Here is a 24,359-nt window from a genome sequence, read left to right as displayed (position 1 = left end):
CGAGTTCCACGTCGCTGGGATTTTCTACCCGAACGGCTCGTCAGCTGCAATCGCCCTTCGGGCCGCACCTGGCCGGTCGGTCGCTCATTCCGAGCGGCTCGGCGCCGGTCGCGGGTGGGGGACACGGCCCTCCCGTGCGGCGGGGCCGGCATCGGCGTCCAGGCTGGACACGTACGCTCGGCAGCTCCGGTGGTCGGGCAGGAGCCCCGACGCCCGCGCCTGGGCCAGGCTCGGCGCGGCGGCGTCCCGCGCGGACAGCGTCGGCGCCTCCACCGGCCAGTCGATCGCCAGGTCGGGGTCGAGGGGGTGCACGGTGTGCTCGGCGGCCGGATCGTAGGTGCTGGAGCAGAGATAGCTCAGCGTGGCGTCGTCGGTCAGCGCGCAGAAACCGTGCCCCAGGCCCTCGCTGAGATAGACCGCCCGTCGGTCGACGTCGTCCAGCCGGACAGCCTCCCACCGGCCGAAGGTCGGCGAGCCCACCCGGACGTCCACCACCAGGTCGACGACGGCCCCGCGTACGCAGGTCACGTACTTGGCCTGGCCGGGCGGCACGTCGGCGAAGTGGATGCCACGGACGACCCCCCGCGCGGAGACGGAGAGGTTGCCCTGGGCGAGCCGCAGGGGATGCCCGACCACCTCGGCGAGGTGGTCGAACCGGTACCACTCCAGGAACAGCCCGCGGGAGTCGCCGTGCTGCCGGGGCGTGATCTCCCAGGCCCCGTCGATGCCCAGTGGCCGGATCCTCATCGCCCGTTCCCGCCCCGGTCGTTCCCGCCCTGCCCGTTCCCGGCCCGGTCGTCGAGCAGGCCGAGCAGGTATGCGCCGTAGCCGCTGCGGACCAGCGGGTGCGCCAGGGCGCGCAGCCGGTCGTCGTCGATCAGCCCGGACCGCCAGACCACCTCCTCCACGCAGCCGATCTTCATGCCCTGACGCTCCTCGATCACCCGGACGAACTCGGCGGCCTGCATCATCGAGGTGAACGTGCCGGTGTCCAACCACGCGGTGCCCCGGTCGAGCACTGTCACCGACAGCTCGCCCCACTCGCGGTAGGTCTCGTTGACCGCGGTGATCTCCAGCTCACCGCGCGCGCTCGGGGTGAGCTTGCGGGCGATGCCGACCACCCGGTTGTCGTAGAAGTAGAGGCCGGGCACCGCGTACCGGGACCGGGGCCGGGCCGGCTTCTCCTCGATCGACAGCACCTGGCCGGTCGCGTCGAACTCGACCACGCCGTACTCCGCCGGGTTGGCCACCGGGTACGCGAACACCCGGGCGCCGGTCGGGTCGCCGTGCTGGGCGAGCTGCCGGCCGAGACCGACGCCGTGGAAGATGTTGTCGCCGAGGATCAGCGCCACCGACTCGTCGCCGATGAAGTCCGCGCCGAGCCGGAACGCCTGCGCGATGCCGTCCGGGCGGGCCTGCTCGGCGTACGCCAGCCGTAGCCCCCACTGGCTGCCGTCGCCGAGCAGCCGCTCGAACTGCGGGCGGTCGTCCGGCGTGGTGACCACGAGGATCTCGCGTACCCCGGCCATCACCAGGGTGGACAGCGGGTAGTAGACCATCGGCTTGTCGAACACCGGCATCAGCTGCTTGGAGACCGCCCGGGTGATCGGCCACAGCCGGGACCCCGTGCCACCGGCGAGAAGGATTCCACGCACCCGCGGAGACTACCGTCGCGTAAACTCCAGCACCCGTGAGGATCCTCGTCACCGGCGGCGCCGGGTTCATCGGGTCGGAGTACGTACGGATGCTGCTCGGCCGGTCCGGCGCGGACGCGGCCCGGGCGCCGGAGACCGCGCCCACCGCGGTCACCGTGCTGGACAAGCTCACCTACTCCGGCAACCCGGCCAACCTCGACCCGGTGCGACACGACCCCCGGCTGCGCTTCGTGCACGGCGACATCGGTGACGCGACGCTTGTCGACGAGGTCGTGCCCGGCCACGACGTGATCGTCCACTTCGCCGCCGAGTCGCACGTGGACCGCTCCATCACCGGCGCGGCGCCGTTCGTCACCACTAACGTGCTGGGCACCCAGACGCTGCTCGACGCCGCGCTGCACCACCGCACCGGCCGGTTCGTGCACGTCTCCACCGACGAGGTCTACGGCTCGATCGAGTCCGGCTCCTGGACGGAGGACTGGCCGCTGGCGCCGAACTCCCCGTACTCGGCCTCGAAGGCCGGGTCGGACCTGCTGGCGCTGGCCTACCACCGCACCCACGGCCTGGACGTGGTGGTGACCCGCTGCTCCAACAACTACGGGCCGTACCAGTTCCCGGAGAAGGTGGTCCCGCTCTTCGTCACCAACCTGCTCGACGGCGGCACCGTCCCGCTCTACGGCGACGGCGGCAACGTCCGGGACTGGCTGCACGTGCACGACCACTGCCGGGGCATCGCGCTGGTGCAGGAGAAGGGACGCGCCGGCGAGGTCTACCACATCGGCGGCGGCACCGAGCTGACCAACCGGGAGCTGACCGGGAAGCTGCTGGCGGCCTGCGGCGCCGGCTGGGACCGGGTCGTGCCGGTCACCGACCGCAAGGGCCACGACCGCCGCTACTCGCTGGACATCACCAAGATCGAAACCGAGCTGGGGTACGCCCCGAGCATCGACCTCGACCACGGCCTGGCCGAGACCGTGCGCTGGTACCGGGAGAACCGGGCCTGGTGGGAGCCGCTCAAGGCGGCGCACGGATGAGCCGGCTGCTGGTCGCCGGCGCCGGCGGCATGCTCGGGCGGGACCTGCTGGCGGCGCTGCGCGACCGGCCGGGCGGGTCCGTCACCGCCGCCGGGCGCGCCGACCTCGACATCACCGACCCGGAGGCGGTACGCGAGGCGGTCGCCGGGCACGACGTCGTGCTCAACGCCGCCGCGTGGACCGACGTGGACGCGGCGGAGAGCCGGGAGCCCGACGCCACCGCGGTCAACGGCACGGCCGTCGCGCACCTGGCCCGGGCCTGCGCGGCGACCGGCGCCCGGCTGGTGCACGTCTCCACCGACTACGTGTTCCCCGGTGACGCCACCGAGCCGTACCCGGAGGACGCGCCGACCGGGCCGGTCAACGCGTACGGGCGCGGCAAGCTCGTGGGGGAGCGGGCGGTGGCGCGGCTGCTGCCGGAGCGCGGCTACGTCGTGCGTACCGCCTGGCTCTACGGCACCCACGGCCGCAACTTCGTCACCACCGTGCTGCGGCTGGCCGACGAGCGCGACCGGCTCGACGTGGTGGACGACCAGCGCGGCCAGCCGACCTGGTCGCGCCGGCTCGCCGAACGGCTCGTCGCGCTGGCCGACGCGGCGCTCGCCGGCGACGCGGCGCCCGGCGTCTATCACGGCACCGCGTCCGGCGAGACCACCTGGTACGGCCTCGCCCGCGCGGTGTTCGCGCTGCGTGGCCTGGACCCGGACCGGGTCCGGCCGGTCACCGGCGACCGTTTCCCGCGTCCGGCGCCTCGCCCGCGCTACAGCGTGCTGGCACACGGCCGGTGGGCCGCCGCGAAGCTGCCCCCACCGACACACTGGCACGCCGACCTGACCGCCTTCATCGACCGGCTCCCCGGAACACCTCCGTCACCGTCCGCAGCACGATCTTGATGTCCAGCCAGAGCGACCAGTTCTCCACGTAGTAGTTGTCGAACCGCGCCCGGTCCGAGATCGGCGTGTCCCCACGCAGGCCACTGACCTGCGCCAGACCGGTCAACCCGACCGGGACCCGGTGCCGCATCGCGTACGTCGGGTATTCCACCGAGAACTTCTCCACGAAGTACGGCCGCTCCGGCCGCGGCCCCACCACGCTCATCTCACCGCGCAGGATGTTCCACAACTGGGGCAGCTCGTCCAGCGAGGTGCGGCGCAGGAACCGACCGATCGGCCCGACCCGCCGGTCGTGCGCGATGGACCAGGTGGTCTGCGACTCGTGCTCGTCGGCCGGCCGCATGGTGCGGAACTTGACCACCTGGAACGGCCGGCCGTAGCGGCCGATCCGCTCCTGCCGGAAGAATACCCCCCGACCGCCGTCGAGGAGGGTGGCGATCGCGCACAGCAGCAGCACCGGGCTCAGCACGACCAGCGCGACCACGGCGAAGAGCACGTCGGAGGCGCGTTTGACCCGCCAGCGTGGACCGGTCAGCGTGGTGTCACCGATCTTCACGATCGGGAACGCTCCGATGTGGTCGGGATTGCCGCCCAGCGACCGGGACCCCCACAGGCGGGGCACCGCCCAGAGGTCGCAGCGCGCGCTGGCCGGTCGCAGCAGCGCCTCCATCAGTTCGGCCTCGGAGCAGTCCGGGTCGGCGATGACCAGGACCTCGCACTCCAGCATCCGGACGAGCTGCTCGACGTCGTCGAGCGTGCCGATGAGCGGCGACGCCCCCTGTCGCTGCCGCGACGGCACGTCCACCGTCCCCACGAAACGCAGCCCGTACTGCGGGTAGCGCCGCAGCAGCCGGGCCAGCTCGCCGCCGATCGGCCCGCCCCCGACCACTATCGCGTTGTGCTCCACCCAGCGCCGACGGCGGGCCAGCAGGACGATCCGGGTGTTGACCGCCCGGCCCACGACCACCAGGCCGGCGGAGAGCGCGACACCGCGCATGAAGTCGTTGACGTAGAGCACCGAGTCGTGCCGCAGCGCCGCGATGATCGCCACCACCGCGCCGGAGGCCAGCAGCCGACCGCCGAGGCTGGGCAGCTCGTCCAGGATGCTGATGTGCCGGCGGGGACGGTAGAGGCCGCCGGCCGCGAAGAAGCTCACCGCCAGCGCCGCGTTGAACAGCGTCCCGCGCCAGTAGGTCTGGGCCAGCAGCAGCGGAGCCAGCAGCGCCGCGACGTCGATCGGCGCGGTCACCATCCAGGCCCGCAACCGACGGGTACGCGACGACGCCCGGGACCCGGCGTACGGCAGCACCGTGGTCGTGTCCATGCTGCCGCTCGTCGACGCGGCTGTGGCCGGCTGCGCGGCCGGATGCTCGAACGCCGGTAGGCGTGGCATGGTCGATCCTCCCCCCGTGACGCCCCCTACTTCCCGCTCACCGCCAGGATGTCGGGGACCGAATCGCGGCGGACCGCCTGGAACAGCGTCCGGGCCCGCGCCGCGTCCGGGAACACCACGCTCTCGCTGCCGACCCGCCCCGTGCCCCTGGTCGGGCAGGTGAAGAACGTCAGGTTGCCGCCGCGCAGGCCCCGCAGCTCCATCGCCAGGTCCACCAGGGACAGCGACTTGTCGACCGCGACCGAGCTGGACGTGGCCCGGACGAACGAGTTCAGCTTGGCGGGGTTGGTCAGCACGCCACCGGAGGCCGCCTTGTCCAGGATCGCCTTGATCACCTGCTGCTGGTGCCGGATCCGGGCGAAGTCGCCGTCCGGGAAGGCGTGTCGCTCCCGCGCGTAGTCGAGCGCGGCGGCCCCGTCCATGGTCTGCCGGCCCTGCCGGAACGTCCGGGTGCCGATCAGCGAGTATTTCGTGGTGAAGCCCTTCTCCACGTCGATGTCGACGCCGCCCAGCGCGTCGATGATCTCCTTGAAGCCGGCGAAGTCGACCATCGCCACGTTGTCGACCCGGACGCCGCTGAACTTCTCCACCGTCCGCACCATCAGCGGCACACCGCCCCAGGCGTAGGCGGCGTTGATCTTCGCGTCCCGGCCGCCCCGCCCCTCCTTCGACCGGGGCACCGCCGTCCAGGTGTCCCGGGGGATCGAGATGAGTTGGGCGCTCGACCGGTCCTTCGGCAGGTGGGCCAGGATGATCGTGTCGCTGCGCGAACCGCCGGTGCTCTCCGGGTCGCGGGAGTCGCTGCCCAGGATCATGATGTTCATCGCGCCTTTGACCTCGACCACCGGTCGTTCCGCCTCGGGCACGTCGGTGAACGCGTCGACCCGGTCGATCGACTTGTCGACCGACCGGTAGTAGAGGCCGCCGGCCAGCGCACCGCCGCCGCCGAGCAGCGCCACCACGAGCAGCGCGATCAGCGCGATCCGCCGGCCCCGGCGACGCCGCGGCGTCGGCTGCTCCACCGGCCCGTCGGACTCCACATCGGAGACCGGCGGGTGGGTGTCGGGGTCGGCGAGCGGCTGGCGATCGGACATGCCGAGGATGCTACTGATTCGGGTTCCCGCGCGGGGACCCTCGTCCGGACGGTTCGCCCTGCCCAGCCGGTCGGCTCGTTCCGCCCGCCGTGACCCTTGCCGCGCCACCCTCCGCCGATCGATGATGGACGAAGCGACCAGGTCGACCGAGGAGTCGAGATGCAGGTGATCCACCAGCCACGGGTGGCGTGGGACACGGCCCGGGTGATCGGCGGCGCGTTCCACGACGAGGAGTTGTTCGGCTGGCTCCGGGACGAGTTGGGCAGCCTGCTCGGGCCCGCCGCCGGGACGGCCCTCACCGAGAGCCGCGACCGCGTCCGGCAGGTCGGTGACGCCCGGATGCCGGTCGAGACCGGCCTCTGGCGGGTCCGCCTCGAGGACGCGCTGCGGCAACGCCCGGAACTCGGCGGGGAACTGGCCGGGCTCGCGTCGATCGCCCGCGCCCGCCGTCCTTAGCTTTCGCTTAGCCGGCTTGTCCGGCGGCACGCCGGTCCGGCAGCATCGACCGGCGTGACCGACGGCAGCGCGCCCCACCCCCCGACCACCACCGGCGGCGAGCACCCGCCCACACCGGTCGGCCGCCGCCGCGCCCCGGTCCGGACGCGCCGCCGGCTCGCCGCCGCCGGTCTGGCCGGCCTCGCCGTCGTGGTCGCCGTGACCCTCGCGGTACGCGGCGGCGCCGCCCCCGCCTGCGCCGCCCCGCCCCGCGCCGGCCTCCCGCTCGCCGCCCCGCCGGTCGGCGGTGCCACATACACCGGCAAGGCCACCTTCTACGACTCCGAGGGCGCCGGTGGCAACTGCTCCCGGCCCGCCGCCCCCGCCAACCGGCTCTACGTGGCGCTCGGTCCGAGCGAGTACGCGGCCGGTGCGGCCTGCGGCGGCTTCCTCGACGTCACCGGCCCGCGCGGCACCGTCCGGGTGCTCGTCATGGACCAGTGCCCGGAGTGCGCGCCCGGCCACCTCGACCTCTCCGCCGAGGCGTTCGCCCGGATCGCCGACCCGGTGCAGGGCGTGGTGAAGGTCAGCTACCGGGCCGTGGTGAACCCGTCGCTGCCCGGTCCGCTCACGTTCCGCCTCAAGGAGGGCGCGTCGCAGTGGTGGTTCGCCGTCCTGGTCGGTGACCACGGCAACCCGCTGCGCTCGGTGGAGGTCCGGCAGAACGGCGCGTGGCGGGCGGCGGACCGGCAGGACTACAACTACTGGCTGATCGCCTCGGGCGCCGGCCCCGGCCCGTACTCGATCCGGGTCACCGACGTGTACGGCCACCGCGCGACCGCCACCGGCATCCGGATGCTCCCCGGCCAGGTGCAGCGCAGCACGACCCGGATGTACGGCGCCGGCGCGGCGACCACCGCTGCCCGCGCGGCGAAGCCGTCCCGCTCCCCGTCGGCGCGCGCGACGCCCAAGGCGTCCGTCTCGCCGTCCCCGACCCCGTCCGCCGCTCCGGCCGAACCCGACCCGACCCTGATCGACGCCGTCGCACCGGCCACCCCGTCCACGGTCCCCGCCGCATGCGGGTGACCCCGCCCGTCGTCATCTGCCTCCTCGATCTGTGAGTGGGATGCCGAGAGTTCGGGGCACTGTGGGCCTACGCAGCAGTTCCCCACGCGTCCGCTGGTCGCCTACCCGCTCCTGCGCGGCGGTCCAGCCGGGTGGAATTGCCCGGGTGATCAAGGAGTCCGTGTCGCCGCTGCCCGTGTCCCCGTCCAACACTCCTTGATCACGTCCGAGAAGCCCCCCGTCGGGCGGACGAGGCGCGGGAGAGGGGGTGATCATGAGGTTGGCGGCATCAATGGAGATCAACACCGCCGTCAACCTCATGATCACGGCATCGGAGGTGGAGTGCCGTCGGGCCTGGCCGCCGATCTTGGACTTTGGTGGCCCGAGTTGTCCGGTCGGTGGTTTTCGCGAGGTGCCGCAACTCCTAGATCGACCGTCTCGACGGCTCGGGGAGGTCGAGCCACATGAGGATCTCGTCGCGGGAGTCGGTGGGGGAGAGGCGGAGGGCGGCGGGGAGGCGGCCGATCTCCCGGTAGCCGAGGCGCCGATAGAAGCGGTCCAGGCCGAGGCCGTCGCGGACGGTCACGTGCAGCGCCTCCACGCCCGACGACCGGGCGACCCGCTCGGCCTCGCGCATCAGCGCCGCGCCGTAGCCGCGCCCTTGCGTGTCGGGGTGCACCATGACGCGCTTGAGCACCCGCCAGTGCGTCTTCAGGTGGAACCGGTTGTCCGCGACGACGAGGACGGCGACGAGCCGGTCGTCCTCGTAGCCGACGAGCAGCCGGTCCGGCCCCTCGGCGACCTCGGCGAGGGTCGACTCGGCGACCGGCCGCACGTCGGCGGCGGTCACCGGGGCGACGAAGCCGACCGCGCCGCCGGCGTTTGTCACGGCCACCCAGAGGTCGACGAGCTGGTCGTGCAGCTCGAGGGTGAGGTCGGGGTCGAGTACGAAGCGCAGGTCCACACCCGCCATCCTGCGGGCGGTGACCCGGCGAGGACCCGCGTTCGTGACGCGGCCGACACCCCTTGTGGTGCGGGAGGGGGGTTTCGAACCCCCACGTCCTCTCGGACACGGGCTTCTAAGGCCCGCGCGTCTGCCGTTCCGCCACTCCCGCCGGCCCGCTGAGTCTAAGGCGTCAGGCCGGGAGGGTGTGCAATCCGGTCCGCCGTGGAGTCGGTCCAGCCGCCGCCCTTGTTGCGGCCGGCGAATGTGTCGGTCTGGCTGTGGCAGTTCGGGCAGAGTATCCGCAGGTTGGGTGGCCGGTTGTCGAGGAAGTCGCCGTTGATGTGGTCGACATGCAGGGTCAGCGGGCGGCCGAACCAGACCGGACCGCAGCGGCACTCCTCACATTCCTGCGGCACGCCGATGTCGCCCAGTGCCCACTTCAGTCGAATGCCGGGAGTGCGTCGCGAGCCGGCGGGAAGTTGCATGAGCAGTTGCGACGAGGTGGTGCGACGTGCGCCACGTGTGCCCTTGTTGTGTGCGCTCCCGGTGAAGTGTGAGGTGTCGACGCCGAAGCGTTTCAGCTGCCGGCTGATGTGCGCGTGCGACCCGCCGCTGACCCGGACCCCGAGCAGCCGCATCACCTCCGTCACGCTGCGCGCCCGCGCGGCGGTCGAGGCCAGCAGCTCGGGCGAGTACTTGTAACGAACCACGAGCCGACCGTAACGACGGCCCCCGACAGATTCAGTCGAGCCCGAGGTCGCGGCGCAGCTTGGCGACGTGCCCGGTGGCCTTGACGTTGTAGAACGCCCGCTCGACCTTGCCGTCGGGGTCGATGACGAACGTCGAGCGGATCACGCCGGTGACCGTGCGGCCGTACATCTGCTTCTCGCCGTACGCGCCGTACGCGGTCAGCACCGCCTTGTCCTCGTCGCCGACGAGCGGGAACGTGATCGCGTCCCGGTCGCGGAACTTGGCCAGCTTGGCGGGCTTGTCCGGGGAGATGCCGACCACCTCGTAGCCGGCGGCCTGCAGCGAGGCGAGCGAGTCGCGGAAGTCGCACGCCTGCTTCGTGCAGCCGGGCGTCATGGCGGCCGGGTACGCGTACAGGATGACCTTGCGGCCGCGCAGGTCGGCCAGGGACAGCGTCCCGCCGTCGTCGGTGGGGAGGGTGAACTCGGGGGCGGGGTCGCCGGGGTTCAGGCGGTCGGTCATGGCGCTGACGATACCGCCGTGCCCTCGGCGGTGGCGGGTGGCGACGCGCGGTCCCGTGGTGATCAACACCATGCCTTGTTGCAAGGGATTGGCAACAACGCCGTCCGGGAAATAGGCTCACCCGGTGGAAACCCTGGCGATGCACATCTCCAACGGGATCATCGACGGTCCCGTCGCCGCGATCTTCGCGGCCTTCGCGCTCGCCGCGCTCGCGTTCTGCGTGCTGCGCGGCCGTGCCGACCTCGACGACCGGCTGGCGCCGATGGCCGGCCTGGTGGCCGCGTTCATCTTCGCCGTGCAGATGCTGAACTTCCCGATCTTCACGGCCGGCGTGAGCGGCCACCTGCTCGGCGGCGCGCTCGCCGCGCTGCTGGTGGGCCCCTGGGTGGGCGCGCTCTGCGTGGCCGTGGTGCTCGTCGTGCAGGCCCTGGTCTTCGGTGACGGCGGGGTGGCGATGCTCGGCCTGAACATCACCAACATGGCGATCCTCGGCACCGCCGCCGCCTACCTGCTGATCGCGCTGCTGCTGCGGGTGCTGCCCCGCACCCCGGCCGGGCTGGCGGTCACCGCGTTCGTCTCCGCGCTGGTCAGCGTCGTGGTCGCGTCCCAGGGCTTCGTGTTCCAGTACTGGCTGGGCGGCACCACCGACCTCGGCGGCAACCTCGGCGGGCTGGCCGGCACGATGGCCTTCGCGCACCTGCTGATCGGCATCGGCGAGGGCCTGATCACCGCGACCACGGTGGTCACCGTCGCCAAGGTCCGCCCCGACCTGGTGTACGCGCTGCGCGCCCTGAAACCGGCCGCGCCGGTTCCCGCCGTCCCGGTCGCCGGAGGTGTCCGATGAGCAGGCGTTCCTGGCCGTTCCTCCTCGGCGGCCTGCTGGTCGCCCTGGTGCTCGCCGGCGTGGTCAGCAACTATGCCTCGTCGCACCCGGACGGGTTGGACTCGTCCCTGCTCAAGGGCTGCACGGTGAACGCCGACGACGAGATCACCGGCGGCAGCTGCCCGGCCCAGCAGGCCCGGGACCACGAGCTGGCGGACAGCCCGCTGGCCGACTACGGCGTCCGGGGCGTCGGCAACGACTTCCTCTCCACCGGCCTGTCCGGGGTGCTGGGCGTGCTGCTCACGTTCACGGTCGGCGGTGGTCTGTTCTGGCTGGCCCGCCGCCGCAACCCGGCCGGCACCACCTCGACCGGCGCCGGCACCACCATCTCGACCGGCCCGGCGCACACTGCCACCACCGGCACCACCGGCGCCGCGGGTGGGACGACGGCGTCCCGGCCCACCGGCGACCGCTGAGCCGGGGAGAGCGACGATGGGCGCCGGGCACGGGCACGTGCTCTACCGCGAGTCCGGCTCGCCGGTGCACCGCCTCCCGCCGGAGGTGAAGATCACTGCCATGGTGCTGTTCACCGTGGCGGTGGTCGCCACCCCACGGGAGGCGTACTGGGCGTTCGGCGGCTACGCGCTGCTGGTCGCCGCGGTGGCGGCGCTGGCCCGGGTGGGCCCGCGCTGGCTGCTCGGCCGGGCGCTGATCGAGCTGCCGTTCGTGCTGTTCGCGTTCGCGCTGCCGTTCCTCGGTGCGGGGGAGCGGGTCGACGTGGCCGGGCTGAGCCTCTCCGTCGACGGGTTGCACGGGGCGTTCAACATCCTGGCCAAGGGCACGCTCGGCGTACTCGCGTCGCTCCTGCTGGCGGCGACCACGACGACGCGTGACCTGATCCTCGGCCTGGACCGGCTGCGGTGCCCGCAGATCCTCACCCAGATCGCCACGTTCATGCTGCGCTACCTGGAGGTGCTGGTCGGCGAGGCCCGGCGGATGCGGGTGGCCCGGGTGTCCCGGGGCGACGACCCGCGCTTCCTCTGGCAGTTGCGCGGCTTCGCGGCCGGCGTCGGCGCGCTCTTCCTGCGCGCGTTCGAGCGCGGCGAGCGGGTCTACCTGGCGATGGTCTCCCGGGGCTACACCGGCCGGATGCCTGCGGTGTGGCAGGGGGCCGGCGCGGCCACCGCCGGGCAGTGGGCGGTCGCCGCGACGGTTCCGGTGATCGCGGCCTCCATCGCCGCCGCCGCACTCGTCCTGCAATGATCGGGTACGTGCAGCAGCCGCCCTCCCTGGACGTCCGTGGCGTCCGGTACGCCTATCCGGACGGTCACGTCGCCCTGCACGGGGTGGACCTGAGCGTGCCGCGCGGTGACCGGGTGGCGTTGCTCGGGCCGAACGGCGCCGGCAAGACCACCCTCGTGCTGCACCTCAACGGCATCCTCACCCCGACCGAGGGGACGGTCGAGGTGGGCGGCCTGGCCGTGACCCGCGACCGGGACACGCTCGCCGAGGTCCGCCGCCGGGTCGGCATCGTCTTCCAGGACCCGGACGACCAGCTCTTCCTGCCCACCGTGGCGGAGGACGTCGCGTTCGGCCCGGCCAACCTGGGGTTGCGCGGGGCGGAACTGGCCGCCCGGGTCGACGAGGCGCTCGCCGCGGTGGGCATGGCCGAGCACCGGGACCGGGCACCGCACCACCTGTCGTTCGGGCAGCGCCGGCGGGTGGCGGTGGCCACCGTGCTGGCCATGCGTCCGGAGATCCTGGTACTGGACGAGCCGTCGTCGAACCTGGACCCGGCGGCCCGCCGGGAGCTGGCGGAGATCCTGCGCGGCCTGCCGGTGACGCTGCTCATGGTCACCCACGACCTGCCGTACGCGGCCGAGCTGTGCCCCCGCGCGGTGATCCTGGACGGCGGCCGGATCGTCGCCGACGCCCCCACGTCCGACCTGCTCGCCGACCCGGAGATCCTGGCAAGACACCGCCTCGAACTCCCCTACGGCTTCGCCCCACCCCTCCCCCGCCCCTGACCCCCGCCCTCCCACCTCGGCCCCGTCCTCGCCCCGCCCTCCCACCTCCGGCGATCTTGCACTTTCGGCCCCGGCATCACGGGACGAAAGCCGCATTCCAGGGGCAGTAACTGCAAGATCGCCGCCGCGAGGGCGTGAGGGCCGCGAGGGCGTGAGGGCCGCGAGGGCCGCGAGGGCCGCGAGGGCCGCGAGGGCGTGCAGGGGCGGGGTGGGTCAGGGGGTGCGGGTCGCGTAGGGGCGGGGGGCGGTGCGGGCGGCGGTGCGGAGGCGGAGCAGGCCGGCGGCGACCGCGCCGGCGCCCGTCGCCAGGGCCACGATGACCAGGACCCGGGTGAGGGTGGGTGGGCCGGCGGCGGGGGGCACCGAGCGGGACAGGACGGCGAGGTTGGACACGCCGGCGAACAGGGTGAGGCAGGCGCCGGCGAGCGCCAGCGTGAAGTCGGCGGCCGGGCGGCGGGCCAACGCGTACCCGCCGGCGGCGAGCGCGCCGAGGCCGGTCAGCAGCGTCCACACCTGACCGGTGACCAGCTCGGCCAGCAGCCCGCCGACGCCGGGGGCGCCGGTGTCGAGCGCCCGCCCGACGGTGAGCGCCACGGCGGCCGCGCCGCCCACGGCGAGCAGGGCGCCCACCGCGCGCAGCGCGCGCACCCCGGCGGCCGTCCCGCCGGGCACCAGCCCGGCCGCGCCGATCACCAGGAAACCGAGCGTGGCGACCACCCACCACGGGTACGGGTCGGGCGGCGGCACCCAGTCCAGCGTGCCGCGTACCTCGGTCGGGGTGTCGCCGACGCGCAGCGGCACCACCCAGTCGCGGACCCGCTGCTCGCGGTCGGGGTCGGCGGCCACGGCGGCGGGTGGCCCGTCCGCGCGCCAGAGCGTGCGCTGGTCGTGCCAGCGGGCGGTCGGCCCGTCGGCGATCCGTCGCCAGGCCGGCGCGGCGGCCGGGTCGGCCTCGGCCGGAAGCCGGGCCTCGCCGGCGATCGTGCGGTTCAGCCAGGTGGCGGGGGAGCGGCTGTTCTCGAACACGCCGTCGGGGCCGATCCGCAGGTACGGCTCGCCGGAGTAGCCGAGCACCGTGACGTCGACGCCGGTGCGGTTGGTCAGCTCCAGCCGCGCGCCGGCCTCCACCATCCGGGCGGTCAGCCCGGACCGCTGCGGGCCGAGGCCGGTGACCGCGCCCCGGTAGTCGGTGCCGTCGGGCGCGTCCGCGCCGTGCGCGGCGGCCGGCGCGGCGAGCGCCAGCAGGGCGGTGGTCGCGGCGGCGACCACCAGCGCGGCCCGGCGCAGCGCGGCGGGGATCACTTCCCGGCCGCCGCCACGGCCGCCCTGATCCCCTCCGGGCTCTTGTCCTGCAGCTCGGTGCCGTTGACCTTGATGGTCGGGGTGCCGGTCACGCCGGACTTGCTCGCCTCGTCGGTCACGTGCGCGGTCCACGACGTGTAGGTGCCGTCGTTCACGCAGGAGGCGAAGTCGTCGCGGTTCAGCCCGACGCCCGCGCCGATGTCGATCAACTCGTCGTTGCTGAGCCCGGCGCTGCCCTCGGCCGGCTGCCGGGCGAAGAGTTGGTCGGTGAACTCGCGGAACTTGCCGCCCTGGGCGGCGCAGCCGGAGGCGGCCGAGGAGCGGGTGGAGTATTCCGTGGTCGAGTAGCGGTTCAGGAACGCCACCGGGTGGAAGACCAGCTTCGCCTTGCCCTCGCCGACGAGCTGGTTCAGCGTCGCGCCGTTGGTCTGCTGGAACTGCTTGCAGATCGGGCAGAGGTAGTCCTCGTAGAGGTCGACGGTGACCGGTCCGCTGCCGGAGACGATGCCGGTGCCGGCGTCGTTGGCGCCGGGCGGTGCGGTGAAGTCGTCCGACTTCTGCGAGGAGTAGACGGCCCAGCCGATGCCGCCGGCGATGACCAGCACGAGCACCGCGGCGATGGTGGTCCAGAGGGTGCGCTTGCGCCGCTTCTCCCGGGCGATCTGCTCGCGCACCACCCTCGCCGCGTCCCGGCGCCCCTTACGACTGCTCATCGTCGTCCTCCACGGTGTCGCCCGCGAGCCAGCCGTCCACCGAGAACGGGGTGCGGGGCCAGATCAGCAGGAACCCGGCCAGCGCCAGGAACCCCAGGTCCCGGAGGATCTCCGGGAGATAGCTCGGGGCCTGGCCGGCGCCGAGCTGGCCGCCGCTGCCGAAGCACCCGCAGTCGATGGCCAGGCCGCGGGCCCAGGCCGAGGCGATGCCGGCGACGAAGACCACGAGCAGCGCGGCGGAGACGCCGGCGCCGACGCGGGTGGCCAGCCCGGCGAGCAGGAGCAGGCCCAGGGCCAGCTCCACGAACGGCAGCGCCGCCCCGATCACCGTGGCCAGGTCGTACGGCATCACCTGGTAGGCGTTCACGGCCCGGCCGGAGGCGGCCAGGTCACCGACCTTGGCGCCGCCGGCGATCAGCCAGACGGCGGCGAGCCCGAGGCGGGCCGCGACGCCGAGCCAGGGCCGTAGCGTCGGCCAGCGTCCGGCGGGGGTGGAGGGGTTCACAGTCATTCGTCGTCCGGCACTCACGAATGGTTCCCGCTCATCCGGCCAGCGTGTCGCCGACGGCGTCGACGAGTTCGTCGCGGGCCCGGGCGACCCGGGAGCGGATGGTGCCCACCGGCACGCCCTCCACGTCGGCCGCCTCGGCGTAGGACAGGCCGAGCAGTTGGGTGAGCACGAACGCGGAGCGTCGTTCGGCGGGCAGCCGCCGGACCAGGTCGGCGGCGCCGAGCTGGCCGGCCGGATCGGGGTGGGGCCGGTCGGTGACGGCCTGGGCGGCGAGCCGCTCGTCGAGCCGGCGGCGGCGCACCACCGTGCGCAGATGGTCGGCGCAGGTGCGCCGGGCGATGCCGAGCAGCCAGGTGCGGGCGGAGGACCGCCCCTCGAAGCCGGGCAGCGCCCGCAAGGCCCGCAGGTAGGTCTCCTGGGTCAGGTCGTCCGCGCTGTCCGGGCCGACCAGGGCGGCGGTGAAGCGCCAGACCTCGGCCTGGGTGGCCCGCACGAAGGCGGCCTGGGCCGCCGGGTCGCCGTGCCGGGCGGCGAGCGCCCAGCGGGTTGCGGTCTCGCGCGCAGCCTCAGGGCCCGCCGGAGGGCGGTCGGCGGCGGTGTCGCGCGGGGCGGGGATCACGTCAGACGAGGTTACGCGGCGTACCTGTGCGGGACAGGGTCCTTCGGCCCAATCCGTGGCGCCGCACACGCCGGGAACTTTTCCCACCCGCTCACCGACTACCCCCTCATGACCTCCGACCAGGCTCCGGTGGCGCGCGCCGCCGCGCCGACCGGCCGCCCCGGCGCGCCCGCCGGAGGTCGGCTCGCCGCCCGGGTCGCGGTTCGGGAACCATGGCGGTCATGACTGCTGCCGTACGCCGCCCGCCCGGGGCCCTCGCCGCCCGCTCCGGGACCGTCGCCGGGCTGCTGCTCCTCCTGGTCTCCCTGCTGCTCGCCCCGGCCACCCCGGCCAGCGCCCACGCGGTGCTGGTGAGCAGCAGCCCCGCCGCCTCCGCCGTGGTGCCCGAGGCGCCCGCCCAGGTGGTGATCACCTTCAGCGAGGGCGTCCGCAAGGTGCCGGACAAGGTGCGGGTGATCGCCCCCGACGGTTCCCGGGCCGACCGGGGCGAGCCGACGTTCCAGGGCGGGGAGGTCACCATCCCGGTGGACCCCTCCGCCGGGCGCGGCACCTACCTGGTGAGCTACCGGGTCATCTCGGCGGACAGTCACCCCGTCTCCGGCGCCTTCACCTACTCGGTGGGCGCGCCGTCCGAGCCGCCGACCGACAGCGGCTCGGACAACCGGGCGAACCCGGTGACCGAGAACGCGGTGAAGGTGACGAAGTACGCCGGCTACGTCGGGTTGCTGCTGCTGGTCGGCCCGGCGCTGGTGCTGGCCGCGCTCTGGCCGCGCCGGCTGTCGCGGCGAGGGCCGGGGCGGCTGGTCTGGGCCGGGCTGGGCGTGCTGGTGGCCGCCACGCTCGCCGAGCTGTGGCTCCAGGTGCCCTACACCAACGGTGGTGGCCTGTTCGACGTGACCGGGGCCGGCCTGGGCGACGTGCTGGGCAGCAGCTACGGCACCACCCACCTGGTCCGGCTGGGCCTGCTCGCGGCGGCGGCGTTCCTGCTCCGCCCGCTGCTCGCCGGGCCGATCGGTCGCACCGACGCGATCATCCTGGCCGTCCTGGGCGGGGCGGCGCTGTTCACCTGGCCGCTCGCCGGCCACCCGGCCGCGTCGCCGGCGCCGGCGGTCTCCGTGGTGGTGGACGCCATCCACCTGGGCGGGATGGCGGTCTGGCTGGGCGGGCTGGTGATGCTGGCGGCGTTCCTGCTGCCCCGGGCCGACGAGCGGGAGCTGGACGCGATCCTGCCGATCTGGTCCCGCTGGGCCGCGCTGTCGGTGGCCGCGCTGCTGCTCGCCGGCACCGTGCAGGGCCTGATCGAGGTGGCCAGCCCGAAGGCGCTCGTCGACACCACGTACGGGCGGCTGCTGCTTGCCAAGATCGTGCTGTTCGCACTGGTGATCGGCGTCGCCGCGTACTCCCGGGCGCTGGTGCGGCGGCGCGTCGCCGCCGGGCGGCCGGGCGCGATGCGGCGGGCCGTGGTGGCCGAGCTGGCGATCACCGCGGTGGTGCTGGGCCTGTCCGCGACGCTGGTGCAGACCACCCCGGCGCGCACCGCCGCCGCCGACGTGGCCGGTGCGCCGACCGGCTACTTCTCCACCACGCTGAGCAGCCCGATCTACTCGCTCCAGGTCGAGCTGGACCCGGCCGAGACCGGCAACAACTCGCTGCACCTCTACGCCTACACCACAGACAACCGGCCGCAGCCGGTGCAGGAGTGGAAGGTCACCGCGGCGCTGCCGTCGGCCGGGATCGAACCGATCACGGTGCCGCTGCTGCCGTTGAGCGACAACCACGCGACCGGCGAGGTCAACCTGCCGGCCCGGGGGGACTGGCAGCTCCGCTTCACCGTCCGCACGTCCGACATCGACCAGGCGACGGTGACCGCCACCGTGCCGATCAAGTAAATGGAAGGTCCCATCTGATGATCCGTCTCCGGCGTCCCGCGACCGCCGCCGCGCTCACCCTCGCCGCCGTCGCCGCGACCGTGCTCGGCCTGGCCGGTTCGGCCTCGGCGCACGTCACGATCAACCCGCAGGAGGGTACGCAGGGCGGCTACGGCCGGTTCGCGCTCCGGGTGCCGAACGAGAGCGACACGGCGTCGACCGTCAAGGTCGAGGTGAACCTGCCGGAGAACGCCCCGGTCGGTTCGGTCTCCACCATGCCGGTGCCGGGCTGGACGGTGGCGGTGGAGAAGCGCAAGGTCGACCCGCCGATCGAGGTGCACGGCAGCCAGCTCACCGAGGCGGTCTCCAAGCTCACCTTCACCGCGCCCCCGAACGGCGGGGTGAAGCCGGGCGAGTTCCAGGAGTTCCCGGTGTCGATGGGCCCGCTGCCGCAGGTGGACACCATGGTGTTCAAGGTGTTGCAGACCTACTCCGACGGCAACGTCTCCCGCTGGATCGAGGAGCCCACGCCGGGTGCGGAGGAGCCGGAGAACCCGGCCCCGGTGCTCAAGCTGGCAGCCAAGGCCGCGTCGCCGGGTGCCAGCGCCCCGGCCGAGGCGGTGGCCGCGGCCGACGACGACGATGACGACGCCGATTCCGGTGCCGCCACCGCGTTCGGGGTGGCGGGTCTGGTCGCCGGCCTCGCCGGCCTGGCGCTCGGCGGGCTGGCGTTCGCGCGTACCCGGCGGGAGCCCGTCGCGAAGTCCTGAGCGCCCCCGTCACCGGCCCGGCGGATCTTCCGCCGGGCCGGTGTTCGTTCCGGGACCGGGTGCCGTGGATATCCGGCGACGGGCCGACCGGCGTCGGTAAGGTCGGCCGGGTAGTTGGCTACCGAGAGGGACGACCCGAATGCGTTTCGTACGCGCGATCACCGGCATGCTGCTGCTGGCCGTGGGGGTTCCGGCGCTGCTGGCGGGTGCCGGTCTCTGCTTCGCCGCCGGGCCCGCCGATCCGGCCGGCGGCTTCGCCGCCCGCGTCGGCGGGCTGGACCTCACGCTGCGGGGCGGCTGGTCCACCGGCGCGGCGGGGGCGCTGCTGGCCGGCGTGGCGCTGCTGGTGATGTTCGCCGCGGTGCTGCTGCTGCGCCCGCACCGGCCGCGCGAGGTGGTCTTCGTGGTCGAGCCGGACCAGGTGCCGGTGCTGGCCGGGCGGCTCGGGATCAGCTCGCTGAGCGAGCTGGGCCGGCAGCCGGGCCCGGCGTCCCGGCCGGCACGGCAACTGGTCGCCGTCGGTTCGTCGCCCGGCGTCCGGACCCGCCCGGCCATCGCGCCGGCGCCGAGCCGCCGCCCGGCCGGCGAGTGACCGACGACGGCTGACGGCCCTCCGCGCTGCCGACGCGGAGGGCCGTCATCACCGGGGGTTATTCGGTGCTACCTAGGAGAGAACTGAGGTAGTTGAGACCAGATTAACGCCTAACGGCATCGTTCGCGAGATCTGTCCGTTTAACGAACGCCGGGGACCGGTGGCGGATCGGCAGCAGGACCAGCAGCAGCAGGCTGAGCAGCACATAGGCGTTGCGGACGACGAAGTCGACCGGATCGTCGGTGTGCACCGTGCCGGTGCCCCAGTCCTGGAACGTCACCACCCCGTACACGATCACCACGCCCGTGCCCGCGGCCAGCGCGAGCAGGCCGCGGCGCCGCCGGACGCCGGTCACTGTCGCCCGGTCGGCGTCCAGCGCCGCGTCCACCAGCACCACCACCGCCGGGATGAACCAGTAGAGGTGGTGCGTCCAGGTGATCGGCGAGATCAGGCCGCCCACCAGGCCGGTCAGCGTGAGGCCGACCAGCGCGTCCCCGGCCCGCGCCGCGCGGGCCGCCCGCCACAGCCCGAGACCGGCGATCGCCACCGCCAGCAGCAACCACGGCAGCCGGCCCGGCTCGTTGGGTGCGGTCATCCGGCTGAGCAGGCCGAACAGCGACTGGTTGCCGGTGTAGTCGGTGCGGCCCACCCGGTCGGTGGTCCACAGCTCGTGGGTCCAGAACCGCCACGAGTCGTCCGGCGCGACCGCCGCCGCCAGCAGCGTGGCCACCGCCGCGGTCGCCGCCGCCACGGCCGCCGCCCGCCAGCGCCGGGCGGCCAGCAGATACAGCAGGAAGATGCCGGGGAAGAGCTTGAGCGCCGCGGCCAACCCCACGCCCACGCCGGCCCACCTTCGCCCCTGGGGTACGGCGAACAGCAGGTCGGCCAGGATCAGCACCACCAGCAGCATGTTGATCTGGCCCAGCGTGATCGTCTCGCGGGTGCTCTCCACCGCCAGCACCAGCAGCACGGCCACGGTCAGCCCGAACCCGCGCGGCAGGTGGTGCCGCCGCAGCACCGGCAGCACCAGCCACCGGGTGGTCACCACCACGCCGGCCAGCGTCAGCACCACGAAGGCGGCGATGGCGACCCCGAGGGGCAGCAGCGCGAACGGCCGCAGCAGCAGCGCCGCGAACGGGGGATAGGTGAAGTAGAGCGCGCCCTGCACCCGGTCCGGTTGGACGTAGTCGTAGAGCGGGTGACCGGCCGCCCACCAGTCCATCGCCCGCATGTAGATCTTCAGGTCGTAGTAGTCGTGCCGCAGCGCGGGCAGGTAGAGCGCCGGCAGCAGGGCGGCCAGCGCCAGCACCGTGACCACCCGCCGGGCCGTACGCCCGCCCGCGTCGTCCTGGGCGACGGCGGGTGGGGCGACGGGTTCGGCTGGCACGGGGAAACCCTAGCGGTCCACCTGCCCGACCGTGCCGAGGCGCGGGCGCGTCGGCTGCGCGTAGTCTGTCCCGGTGGCTGATCTTCTCGTCTGGATCGATTGTGAGATGACCGGGCTGGACCTGCGTCGGGACGCCCTGATCGAGGTCGCCGCGCTCGTCACCGACCCCGACCTGAACGTGCTCGGGGACGGCGTGGACGTGGTGATCCACGCCGACGACGCGGCGCTGGACGGCATGCCGGAGATCGTGCGCACCATGCACGCCAAGTCCGGCCTGACCGAGGAGGTACGCCGCTCCACGGTCACCCTGGCCGAGGCCGAGGACATGGTGCTCGACTACGTCACCAGCCACGTGAAGGATCCACGCACCGCGCCGCTGTGCGGCAACTCCATCGCCACCGACCGGGGCTTCCTGGCCCGCGACATGACCCGGCTCGACGCCCACCTGCACTACCGGATGATCGACGTCTCCTCGATCAAGGAACTGTGCCGGCGCTGGTACCCGCGGGTGTACTTCGGCCAGCCGCAGAAGGGCCTGGCCCACCGGGCGCTGGCCGACATCCGGGAGAGCATCCGGGAGCTGGAGTACTACCGGCGGACGCTGTTCGTGCCGCTGCCCGGGCCGGACGTGGAGACCGCGAAGGGCATCGCCGCGCAGCTCTGACGCCCGGCCGGAACCCGGTGGACGGGGTCGGTCGGGGTGGGGCTATTATTGGTCCGCGCACCGCCCGGGCGACCGGAGCGGCGAGCATGGTGGCTGTAGCTCAGTTGGCAGAGCACCGGGTTGTGGTCCCGGTTGTCGTGGGTTCAATTCCCATCAGTCACCCCAACGACGAAGCCCCCTCCTCCGGGAGGGGGCTTCGTCGTGTGCGGGGTCGATCAGGCGGTCGGCTCGGGGCTGGGCGTCCCGTCCGCCGGGCTGGTCGCCTCGGACGGCGGCTCGTACGGCAGGGCGCTGCCCTTGACGTACTCGTCCCAGCTCATGTTCCAGTCGGTCCAGCCGTTGCCGTTCTGCAGCTTGCGCTCGGTGCCCTTGACCGTGATCGGGTCGCCCAGGCGGGTGTTGGCGAACAGCCAGTTGCCGTCCTTCATCGAGACGTTGACGCAGCCGTGCGACACGTTCGAGCGGCCCTGCACGCCCTCGGACCAGGGCGCCGCGTGGATGAACTCGCCGCCCCAGGTGAGCCGCTGGGCATAGTCGATCTCGGTGCGGTAGCCCTCCTCCGGGCCCAGCTCCTCCATGGTGTCGAAGACGGTGTGCCGGAGCTTCTCGATCACCACCATGGTGCCGCTGGACGAGGGGGTGCTCTTCTTGCCGAGGCTCACCAGGATCGTCTTGACCGTCTTGCCGTCCTTGGTGACCGTCATCCGCTTGGTGCGGTTGTCCACGGTCATCACGAACGACGGGCCGATCTTGACGTCGACGGTCAGGTCGGAGCGGCCGTACCAGCCGTCGCCGAGGGGCAGCCCGGCCGCCTGCACCTTGTAGGAGACGGTGCTGTTGGCCTTCCAGAACGTCTTCGGCCGGTAGTGCACCTCGGTGGGGCTGATCCAGCGCCAGATGCCCTCCTGGGCCGGCGTGGCGGTCACCGTCATCCGGCGCTGCATGTCGTCGCGGTAGTCCGGCGGGATGGGGCGGCCGAACTTCACGATCAACGGCATGCCCACGCCGACGACCTGGTTGTCGCCGAGGAAGCTGGTCACCCGCACCTGCTTGGCCGGCTTCGCCATGGTGGTGAACGTGCTGGTGGCGGTGGCCGGCTTGCCGTCGTCGCCGGTGGCGGTCACGGTCGCGGTGTAGGTCTGGGCGTAGGACAGCGCGCCGGCCGGCTGCCAGCTCTTCCCGTCGGCGGCCAGCGTGCCCTCGACGGCCTTGCCGGTGGAGTCCTTCAGCTCGACGGCGGTCTGCTGCGCCTCGGTCGTGGTGAAGGTGATGGCGGTGGTCGCCGGCACGTCCTTGGCGTCGGCGGCCGGCTCGCTGATGGTGGCCGCCGCCTTCGGGGCCTTCTCGCCGCCGTCGTCGCCGCCCTGCCAGCTCGACGGCTTGTCGTCGCCGCCACCGCCGGTGCAGGCGGACGTCAGAGCCATGGCGGCGGCGAGCACCGCGGCGGCGAGAGCACGGCGCCCGCCGCGGCGGGCGCTCCCGCCCCGGATCAGTTCGTCGTGGCCAGCTCGCATGATTCCCTCACAAGTGTGATGCCCGGTCCCCCTCGTCTCTGGTGAGACGCACCGGACCGGCAACCCGTTGCCGGGAGTGAAGCGGAACACCCCGGTGACGATGTAACGATTCTGTTGTCGTCCGGCGCTTGGTCGTGGGGACGAGTCCCGGCGGCTGCCGGGAGAAGCGCGTCCGACCACGTTACGCCGATCAGAACGGCGAGCCCTGCCCGCCCTTCGGCACCGGCAGGGCGCTGCCGGCGACGAACTCCGACCAGTTCATGCTCCACGCCGTCCAGCCGTTGCCCGGCACCAGGCGCCGCTCGGTGCCCTTCACCGTGATCGGGTCGCCGACCAGCGTCCTGCCGAACAGCCACCGCCCCTCGGCCATCGACACGTTGACGCAGCCGTGCGAAACGTTGCGGCGCCCCTGCACGCCCTCCGACCAGGGGGCCGCGTGGATGTACTCGCCGCCCCAGGTGATCCGCTGGGCGAAGTCGATCTTCGTCACGTACTGGTTGTCCGGGTCCGGCTCGTCGCGGGTGTCGAAGACCGTGGACTCCTTCTTCTCCATCACCACCATGGTGCCGCTGGAGGAGGGGGTGCTCTTCTTGCCGAGGCTCACCGGAAGGGTGCGGATCACCGCGCCGTTCTCCGAGACGGTCATCCGCTTGGTCGCGTTGTCCACGGTCATCTCGAACGCCCGGCCGATCTTCGCGGTGGCGCTCCGGTCCACGTTGCCGTAGCGGCCGTTGCTCAGCGGGATCCCGGCCAGCGCCAGCCGGACCGTGATCGTGGTGCCCGTCTTCCAGTACTCCGGGGCGCGGTAGTAGGCCTGGGTGCCGTTGTAGAGCCAGTGCCACGCGCCGGGCTGCGGCGGGTCGGTCTGCACGAACATCCGCTTCTGCACCGCGGCCCGGTCCTTCTTCGGGATCCCGGGCGAGAACTCGGCGACCACGGGCATGGCCACGCCGTACGTCTTGCCGCTGAACAGGTAGAGCCCGGAGCCGATCATCGACTTCGGCTTGGCCATCGTGGTGAAGGTGCTGGTGCCCTGGTGGGTGGCGCCGTCCTTGCCGGTCCCGGTGACCGTGGCGGTGTACTTCGTGCCGTACTTCAACGGTGCCGAGGGCACCCAGCCGGTGCCGTCGCGCCGCATCCGCCCGTTGACGGCGGTGCCGGCGGCGGTGGTGAGCACCACCTTCGACACCGTGCCACCGCCCGGGACCCGCGCGCTGATCTCGGTGCTCGCCGGCCGGCCGGTCGCGCCGTCGGCCGGGGTCACCGCCAGCGGCGCCGCGGCCGGAGCCGCCTCGCTCGGCGAGACGCTCGGATCCGGCGCGGTGGACGAGATGCCACCGACCTCCTGCTGGCCGGGCACGAAGGCCGGCTTCTCCTCGTCGCCGCCGCACCCGGTCAGTGCCAGCGACGCCGTGAGGACCAGGACGCCCACCATCGCCCCGGCCCGCGCGAACCTGCCCATGCCCACCCCTGTCGTAGCGTGCCTGGCGGACATCGTGCCCCATCGACGCCATGGTGCCGTGCCCCGGATCGGCGCGGCCGGGTGATTTAGATGTTTTTGTCGCTTAAGCTCGACCGAAGGGGGGAGCCCGGTATCGGATTGGAACCCGCCTCAGCGGGCATGCTAAGGTTCTTCCCGTTGTCAGCGAGCGCCGCTAGCTCAACTGGCAGAGCAGCGGACTCTTAATCCGCGGGTTCGGGGTTCGAGTCCCTGGCGGCGCACCAACGAGCAAGGCCCTGATTCGGCACCCCGTGCCGATCGGGGCCTTTTTCGTGTTCCGTGGCGCCGTTAAATCGTCAGACGTCTATGGTTGCATTCATCACATGTCTGACCTACGCTGC

The 24,359-nt window shown here is 73.1% G+C and carries 26 protein-coding genes and 3 tRNA genes; 14 read left to right on the top strand and 15 right to left on the bottom strand.

Annotated elements, in window-relative coordinates:
• Positions 1-84: 84 nt before the first annotated feature.
• Both O7598_RS23660 and rfbA read right to left on the bottom strand, forming a co-directional pair.
• The gene (locus O7598_RS23660) at positions 85-747 is read right to left on the bottom strand and encodes a dTDP-4-dehydrorhamnose 3,5-epimerase family protein (protein ID WP_269693479.1); all 663 of its coding nucleotides are present in this window, start codon (positions 745-747) and stop codon (positions 85-87) included.
• A complete protein-coding gene (gene rfbA, locus O7598_RS23655) occupies positions 744-1,655 on the bottom strand; it encodes a glucose-1-phosphate thymidylyltransferase RfbA (protein WP_269693478.1) in 912 nt (303 codons plus the stop codon). Before rfbA ends, O7598_RS23660 begins: the two co-directional genes overlap by 4 nt.
• A 35-nt stretch (positions 1,656-1,690) precedes the next feature.
• On the opposite strand from rfbA, the gene rfbB reads away from it, so the two are divergent.
• On the top strand, positions 1,691-2,689 hold the full coding sequence (gene rfbB, locus O7598_RS23650; RefSeq protein ID WP_269693477.1) for a dTDP-glucose 4,6-dehydratase: 999 nt from the start codon (positions 1,691-1,693) through the stop codon (positions 2,687-2,689).
• Entirely contained in the window at positions 2,686-3,582 is an 897-nt protein-coding gene (rfbD, locus tag O7598_RS23645; RefSeq protein ID WP_269693476.1) for a dTDP-4-dehydrorhamnose reductase, read from the top strand. Before rfbB ends, rfbD begins: the two co-directional genes overlap by 4 nt.
• Here the strand turns inward: rfbD and O7598_RS23640 are convergent.
• The gene (locus O7598_RS23640; protein ID WP_269693475.1) at positions 3,530-4,975 is read right to left on the bottom strand and encodes a sugar transferase; all 1,446 of its coding nucleotides are present in this window, start codon (positions 4,973-4,975) and stop codon (positions 3,530-3,532) included. The two genes, rfbD and O7598_RS23640, sit on opposite strands and share 53 nt — an antisense overlap.
• Positions 4,976-5,001: 26 nt before the next feature.
• Entirely contained in the window at positions 5,002-6,069 is a 1,068-nt protein-coding gene (locus O7598_RS23635) for an LCP family protein (protein WP_269693474.1), read from the bottom strand.
• A gap of 159 nt (positions 6,070-6,228) precedes the next feature.
• On the opposite strand from O7598_RS23635, the gene O7598_RS23630 reads away from it, so the two are divergent.
• Positions 6,229-6,525: a hypothetical protein gene (locus O7598_RS23630; RefSeq protein WP_269693473.1), complete on the top strand. Its 297-nt coding sequence runs from the start codon at positions 6,229-6,231 to the stop codon at positions 6,523-6,525.
• A gap of 54 nt (positions 6,526-6,579) precedes the next feature.
• On the top strand, positions 6,580-7,590 hold the full coding sequence (locus tag O7598_RS23625; protein WP_269693472.1) for an expansin EXLX1 family cellulose-binding protein: 1,011 nt from the start codon (positions 6,580-6,582) through the stop codon (positions 7,588-7,590).
• Between the two features lie 403 nt (positions 7,591-7,993).
• Here the strand turns inward: O7598_RS23625 and O7598_RS23620 are convergent, their stop codons facing one another.
• The 4 genes from O7598_RS23620 to bcp form a co-directional block, all read right to left on the bottom strand.
• Positions 7,994-8,533: a GNAT family N-acetyltransferase gene (locus O7598_RS23620; RefSeq protein ID WP_269693471.1), complete on the bottom strand. Its 540-nt coding sequence runs from the start codon at positions 8,531-8,533 to the stop codon at positions 7,994-7,996.
• A 65-nt stretch (positions 8,534-8,598) separates the two neighbouring features.
• Positions 8,599-8,684, bottom strand: a tRNA-Leu gene (locus tag O7598_RS23615).
• A 13-nt stretch (positions 8,685-8,697) separates the two neighbouring features.
• Positions 8,698-9,225 (bottom strand): HNH endonuclease signature motif containing protein, encoded by a 528-nt coding sequence (locus tag O7598_RS23610; protein ID WP_269693470.1) that lies wholly within the window; start codon positions 9,223-9,225, stop codon positions 8,698-8,700.
• A gap of 31 nt (positions 9,226-9,256) precedes the next feature.
• Positions 9,257-9,727, bottom strand: coding sequence for a thioredoxin-dependent thiol peroxidase (gene bcp / locus O7598_RS23605; protein WP_269693469.1), 471 nt, complete (start codon positions 9,725-9,727; stop codon positions 9,257-9,259).
• A gap of 124 nt (positions 9,728-9,851) precedes the next feature.
• On the opposite strand from bcp, the gene O7598_RS23600 reads away from it, so the two are divergent.
• From O7598_RS23600 to O7598_RS23585, 4 genes are read left to right on the top strand one after another with little or no spacing between them, the layout of a single operon-like run.
• On the top strand, positions 9,852-10,571 hold the full coding sequence (locus tag O7598_RS23600) for an energy-coupling factor ABC transporter permease (protein ID WP_269693468.1): 720 nt from the start codon (positions 9,852-9,854) through the stop codon (positions 10,569-10,571).
• A complete protein-coding gene (locus tag O7598_RS23595) occupies positions 10,568-11,026 on the top strand; it encodes a PDGLE domain-containing protein (protein WP_269693467.1) in 459 nt (152 codons plus the stop codon). The genes O7598_RS23600 and O7598_RS23595 overlap by 4 nt, the downstream gene beginning before the upstream one ends.
• 16 nt (positions 11,027-11,042) lie before the next feature.
• Complete coding sequence (gene cbiQ / locus O7598_RS23590) at positions 11,043-11,813, top strand: cobalt ECF transporter T component CbiQ (protein ID WP_269693466.1); 771 nt, start codon at positions 11,043-11,045, stop codon at positions 11,811-11,813.
• Positions 11,810-12,577: an energy-coupling factor ABC transporter ATP-binding protein gene (locus O7598_RS23585; RefSeq protein WP_269693465.1), complete on the top strand. Its 768-nt coding sequence runs from the start codon at positions 11,810-11,812 to the stop codon at positions 12,575-12,577. Before cbiQ ends, O7598_RS23585 begins: the two co-directional genes overlap by 4 nt.
• Before the next feature lie 213 nt (positions 12,578-12,790).
• On the opposite strand, the gene O7598_RS23580 is transcribed toward O7598_RS23585, so the two are convergent.
• From O7598_RS23580 to O7598_RS23565, 4 genes are read right to left on the bottom strand one after another with little or no spacing between them, the layout of a single operon-like run.
• Positions 12,791-13,879, bottom strand: a complete 1,089-nt coding sequence (locus tag O7598_RS23580; protein WP_269693464.1) for a hypothetical protein — start codon at positions 13,877-13,879, stop codon at positions 12,791-12,793.
• Positions 13,876-14,592, bottom strand: coding sequence for a DsbA family protein (locus O7598_RS23575; protein WP_269693463.1), 717 nt, complete (start codon positions 14,590-14,592; stop codon positions 13,876-13,878). Before O7598_RS23575 ends, O7598_RS23580 begins: the two co-directional genes overlap by 4 nt.
• Positions 14,579-15,103: a MauE/DoxX family redox-associated membrane protein gene (locus tag O7598_RS23570; RefSeq protein ID WP_269693462.1), complete on the bottom strand. Its 525-nt coding sequence runs from the start codon at positions 15,101-15,103 to the stop codon at positions 14,579-14,581. The genes O7598_RS23575 and O7598_RS23570 overlap by 14 nt, the downstream gene beginning before the upstream one ends.
• 31 nt (positions 15,104-15,134) lie before the next feature.
• Positions 15,135-15,722 carry a sigma-70 family RNA polymerase sigma factor gene (locus O7598_RS23565; protein WP_269693461.1) on the bottom strand — a complete coding sequence of 196 codons (588 nt, stop codon included), beginning with the start codon at positions 15,720-15,722 and terminating at the stop codon, positions 15,135-15,137.
• 221 nt (positions 15,723-15,943) lie between these two features.
• Here O7598_RS23565 and O7598_RS23560 point away from each other — a divergent pair, with 221 nt between their 5' ends.
• From O7598_RS23560 to O7598_RS23550, 3 genes are all read left to right on the top strand, one after another.
• Entirely contained in the window at positions 15,944-17,611 is a 1,668-nt protein-coding gene (locus O7598_RS23560) for a copper resistance CopC/CopD family protein (protein WP_442929889.1), read from the top strand.
• Between the two features lie 17 nt (positions 17,612-17,628).
• A complete protein-coding gene (locus O7598_RS23555; RefSeq protein ID WP_269693459.1) occupies positions 17,629-18,360 on the top strand; it encodes a YcnI family copper-binding membrane protein in 732 nt (243 codons plus the stop codon).
• A gap of 139 nt (positions 18,361-18,499) precedes the next feature.
• Positions 18,500-18,952 carry a hypothetical protein gene (locus O7598_RS23550; RefSeq protein WP_269693458.1) on the top strand — a complete coding sequence of 151 codons (453 nt, stop codon included), beginning with the start codon at positions 18,500-18,502 and terminating at the stop codon, positions 18,950-18,952.
• A 103-nt stretch (positions 18,953-19,055) separates the two neighbouring features.
• Here the strand turns inward: O7598_RS23550 and O7598_RS23545 are convergent, their stop codons facing one another.
• Positions 19,056-20,339, bottom strand: coding sequence for a glycosyltransferase 87 family protein (locus tag O7598_RS23545; RefSeq protein ID WP_269693457.1), 1,284 nt, complete (start codon positions 20,337-20,339; stop codon positions 19,056-19,058).
• 73 nt (positions 20,340-20,412) lie between these two features.
• On the opposite strand from O7598_RS23545, the gene orn reads away from it, so the two are divergent.
• Positions 20,413-21,003, top strand: coding sequence for an oligoribonuclease (orn, locus tag O7598_RS23540; RefSeq protein WP_091063613.1), 591 nt, complete (start codon positions 20,413-20,415; stop codon positions 21,001-21,003).
• An 89-nt stretch (positions 21,004-21,092) separates the two neighbouring features.
• Positions 21,093-21,168, top strand: a tRNA-His gene (locus O7598_RS23535).
• Between the two features lie 50 nt (positions 21,169-21,218).
• Here the strand turns inward: O7598_RS23535 and O7598_RS23530 are convergent.
• Positions 21,219-22,517: a L,D-transpeptidase gene (locus O7598_RS23530; protein ID WP_269693456.1), complete on the bottom strand. Its 1,299-nt coding sequence runs from the start codon at positions 22,515-22,517 to the stop codon at positions 21,219-21,221.
• A gap of 190 nt (positions 22,518-22,707) precedes the next feature.
• Positions 22,708-23,979 (bottom strand): L,D-transpeptidase, encoded by a 1,272-nt coding sequence (locus O7598_RS23525; RefSeq protein WP_269693455.1) that lies wholly within the window; start codon positions 23,977-23,979, stop codon positions 22,708-22,710.
• 187 nt (positions 23,980-24,166) lie between these two features.
• Between O7598_RS23525 and O7598_RS23520 the strand changes: the two genes are divergently transcribed.
• Positions 24,167-24,242 (top strand) — tRNA-Lys (locus tag O7598_RS23520).
• The last annotated feature ends 117 nt before the right edge of the window (positions 24,243-24,359 follow it).

The sequence above is a fragment of the Micromonospora sp. WMMC241 genome (genome assembly GCF_027460165.1).
In the GTDB taxonomy this organism is placed as follows: Bacteria; Actinomycetota; Actinomycetes; order Mycobacteriales; family Micromonosporaceae; genus Micromonospora; species Micromonospora humi.
This window is presented reverse-complemented; position numbering and strand designations above follow the sequence as displayed.

What these genes read in the sequence shown, in the direction of transcription:
- O7598_RS23660 (WP_269693479.1), bottom strand. Translation starts at nt 747, where the DNA reads ATGAGGATCCGGCCACTGGGCATCGACGGGGCCTGGGAGATCACGCCC.
- O7598_RS23630 (WP_269693473.1), top strand. Translation starts at nt 6,229, where the DNA reads ATGCAGGTGATCCACCAGCCACGGGTGGCGTGGGACACGGCCCGGGTG.
- O7598_RS23640 (WP_269693475.1), bottom strand. Translation starts at nt 4,975, where the DNA reads ATGCCACGCCTACCGGCGTTCGAGCATCCGGCCGCGCAGCCGGCCACA.
- O7598_RS23585 (WP_269693465.1), top strand. Translation starts at nt 11,810, where the DNA reads ATGATCGGGTACGTGCAGCAGCCGCCCTCCCTGGACGTCCGTGGCGTC.
- O7598_RS23635 (WP_269693474.1), bottom strand. Translation starts at nt 6,069, where the DNA reads ATGTCCGATCGCCAGCCGCTCGCCGACCCCGACACCCACCCGCCGGTC.
- O7598_RS23560 (WP_442929889.1), top strand. Translation starts at nt 15,944, where the DNA reads ATGACTGCTGCCGTACGCCGCCCGCCCGGGGCCCTCGCCGCCCGCTCC.
- bcp (WP_269693469.1), bottom strand. Translation starts at nt 9,727, where the DNA reads ATGACCGACCGCCTGAACCCCGGCGACCCCGCCCCCGAGTTCACCCTC.
- O7598_RS23595 (WP_269693467.1), top strand. Translation starts at nt 10,568, where the DNA reads ATGAGCAGGCGTTCCTGGCCGTTCCTCCTCGGCGGCCTGCTGGTCGCC.
- O7598_RS23525 (WP_269693455.1), bottom strand. Translation starts at nt 23,979, where the DNA reads ATGGGCAGGTTCGCGCGGGCCGGGGCGATGGTGGGCGTCCTGGTCCTC.
- O7598_RS23530 (WP_269693456.1), bottom strand. Translation starts at nt 22,517, where the DNA reads ATGCGAGCTGGCCACGACGAACTGATCCGGGGCGGGAGCGCCCGCCGC.
- O7598_RS23570 (WP_269693462.1), bottom strand. Translation starts at nt 15,103, where the DNA reads ATGACTGTGAACCCCTCCACCCCCGCCGGACGCTGGCCGACGCTACGG.
- O7598_RS23555 (WP_269693459.1), top strand. Translation starts at nt 17,629, where the DNA reads ATGATCCGTCTCCGGCGTCCCGCGACCGCCGCCGCGCTCACCCTCGCC.
- rfbD (WP_269693476.1), top strand. Translation starts at nt 2,686, where the DNA reads ATGAGCCGGCTGCTGGTCGCCGGCGCCGGCGGCATGCTCGGGCGGGAC.
- O7598_RS23550 (WP_269693458.1), top strand. Translation starts at nt 18,500, where the DNA reads ATGCGTTTCGTACGCGCGATCACCGGCATGCTGCTGCTGGCCGTGGGG.
- O7598_RS23575 (WP_269693463.1), bottom strand. Translation starts at nt 14,592, where the DNA reads ATGAGCAGTCGTAAGGGGCGCCGGGACGCGGCGAGGGTGGTGCGCGAG.
- cbiQ (WP_269693466.1), top strand. Translation starts at nt 11,043, where the DNA reads ATGGGCGCCGGGCACGGGCACGTGCTCTACCGCGAGTCCGGCTCGCCG.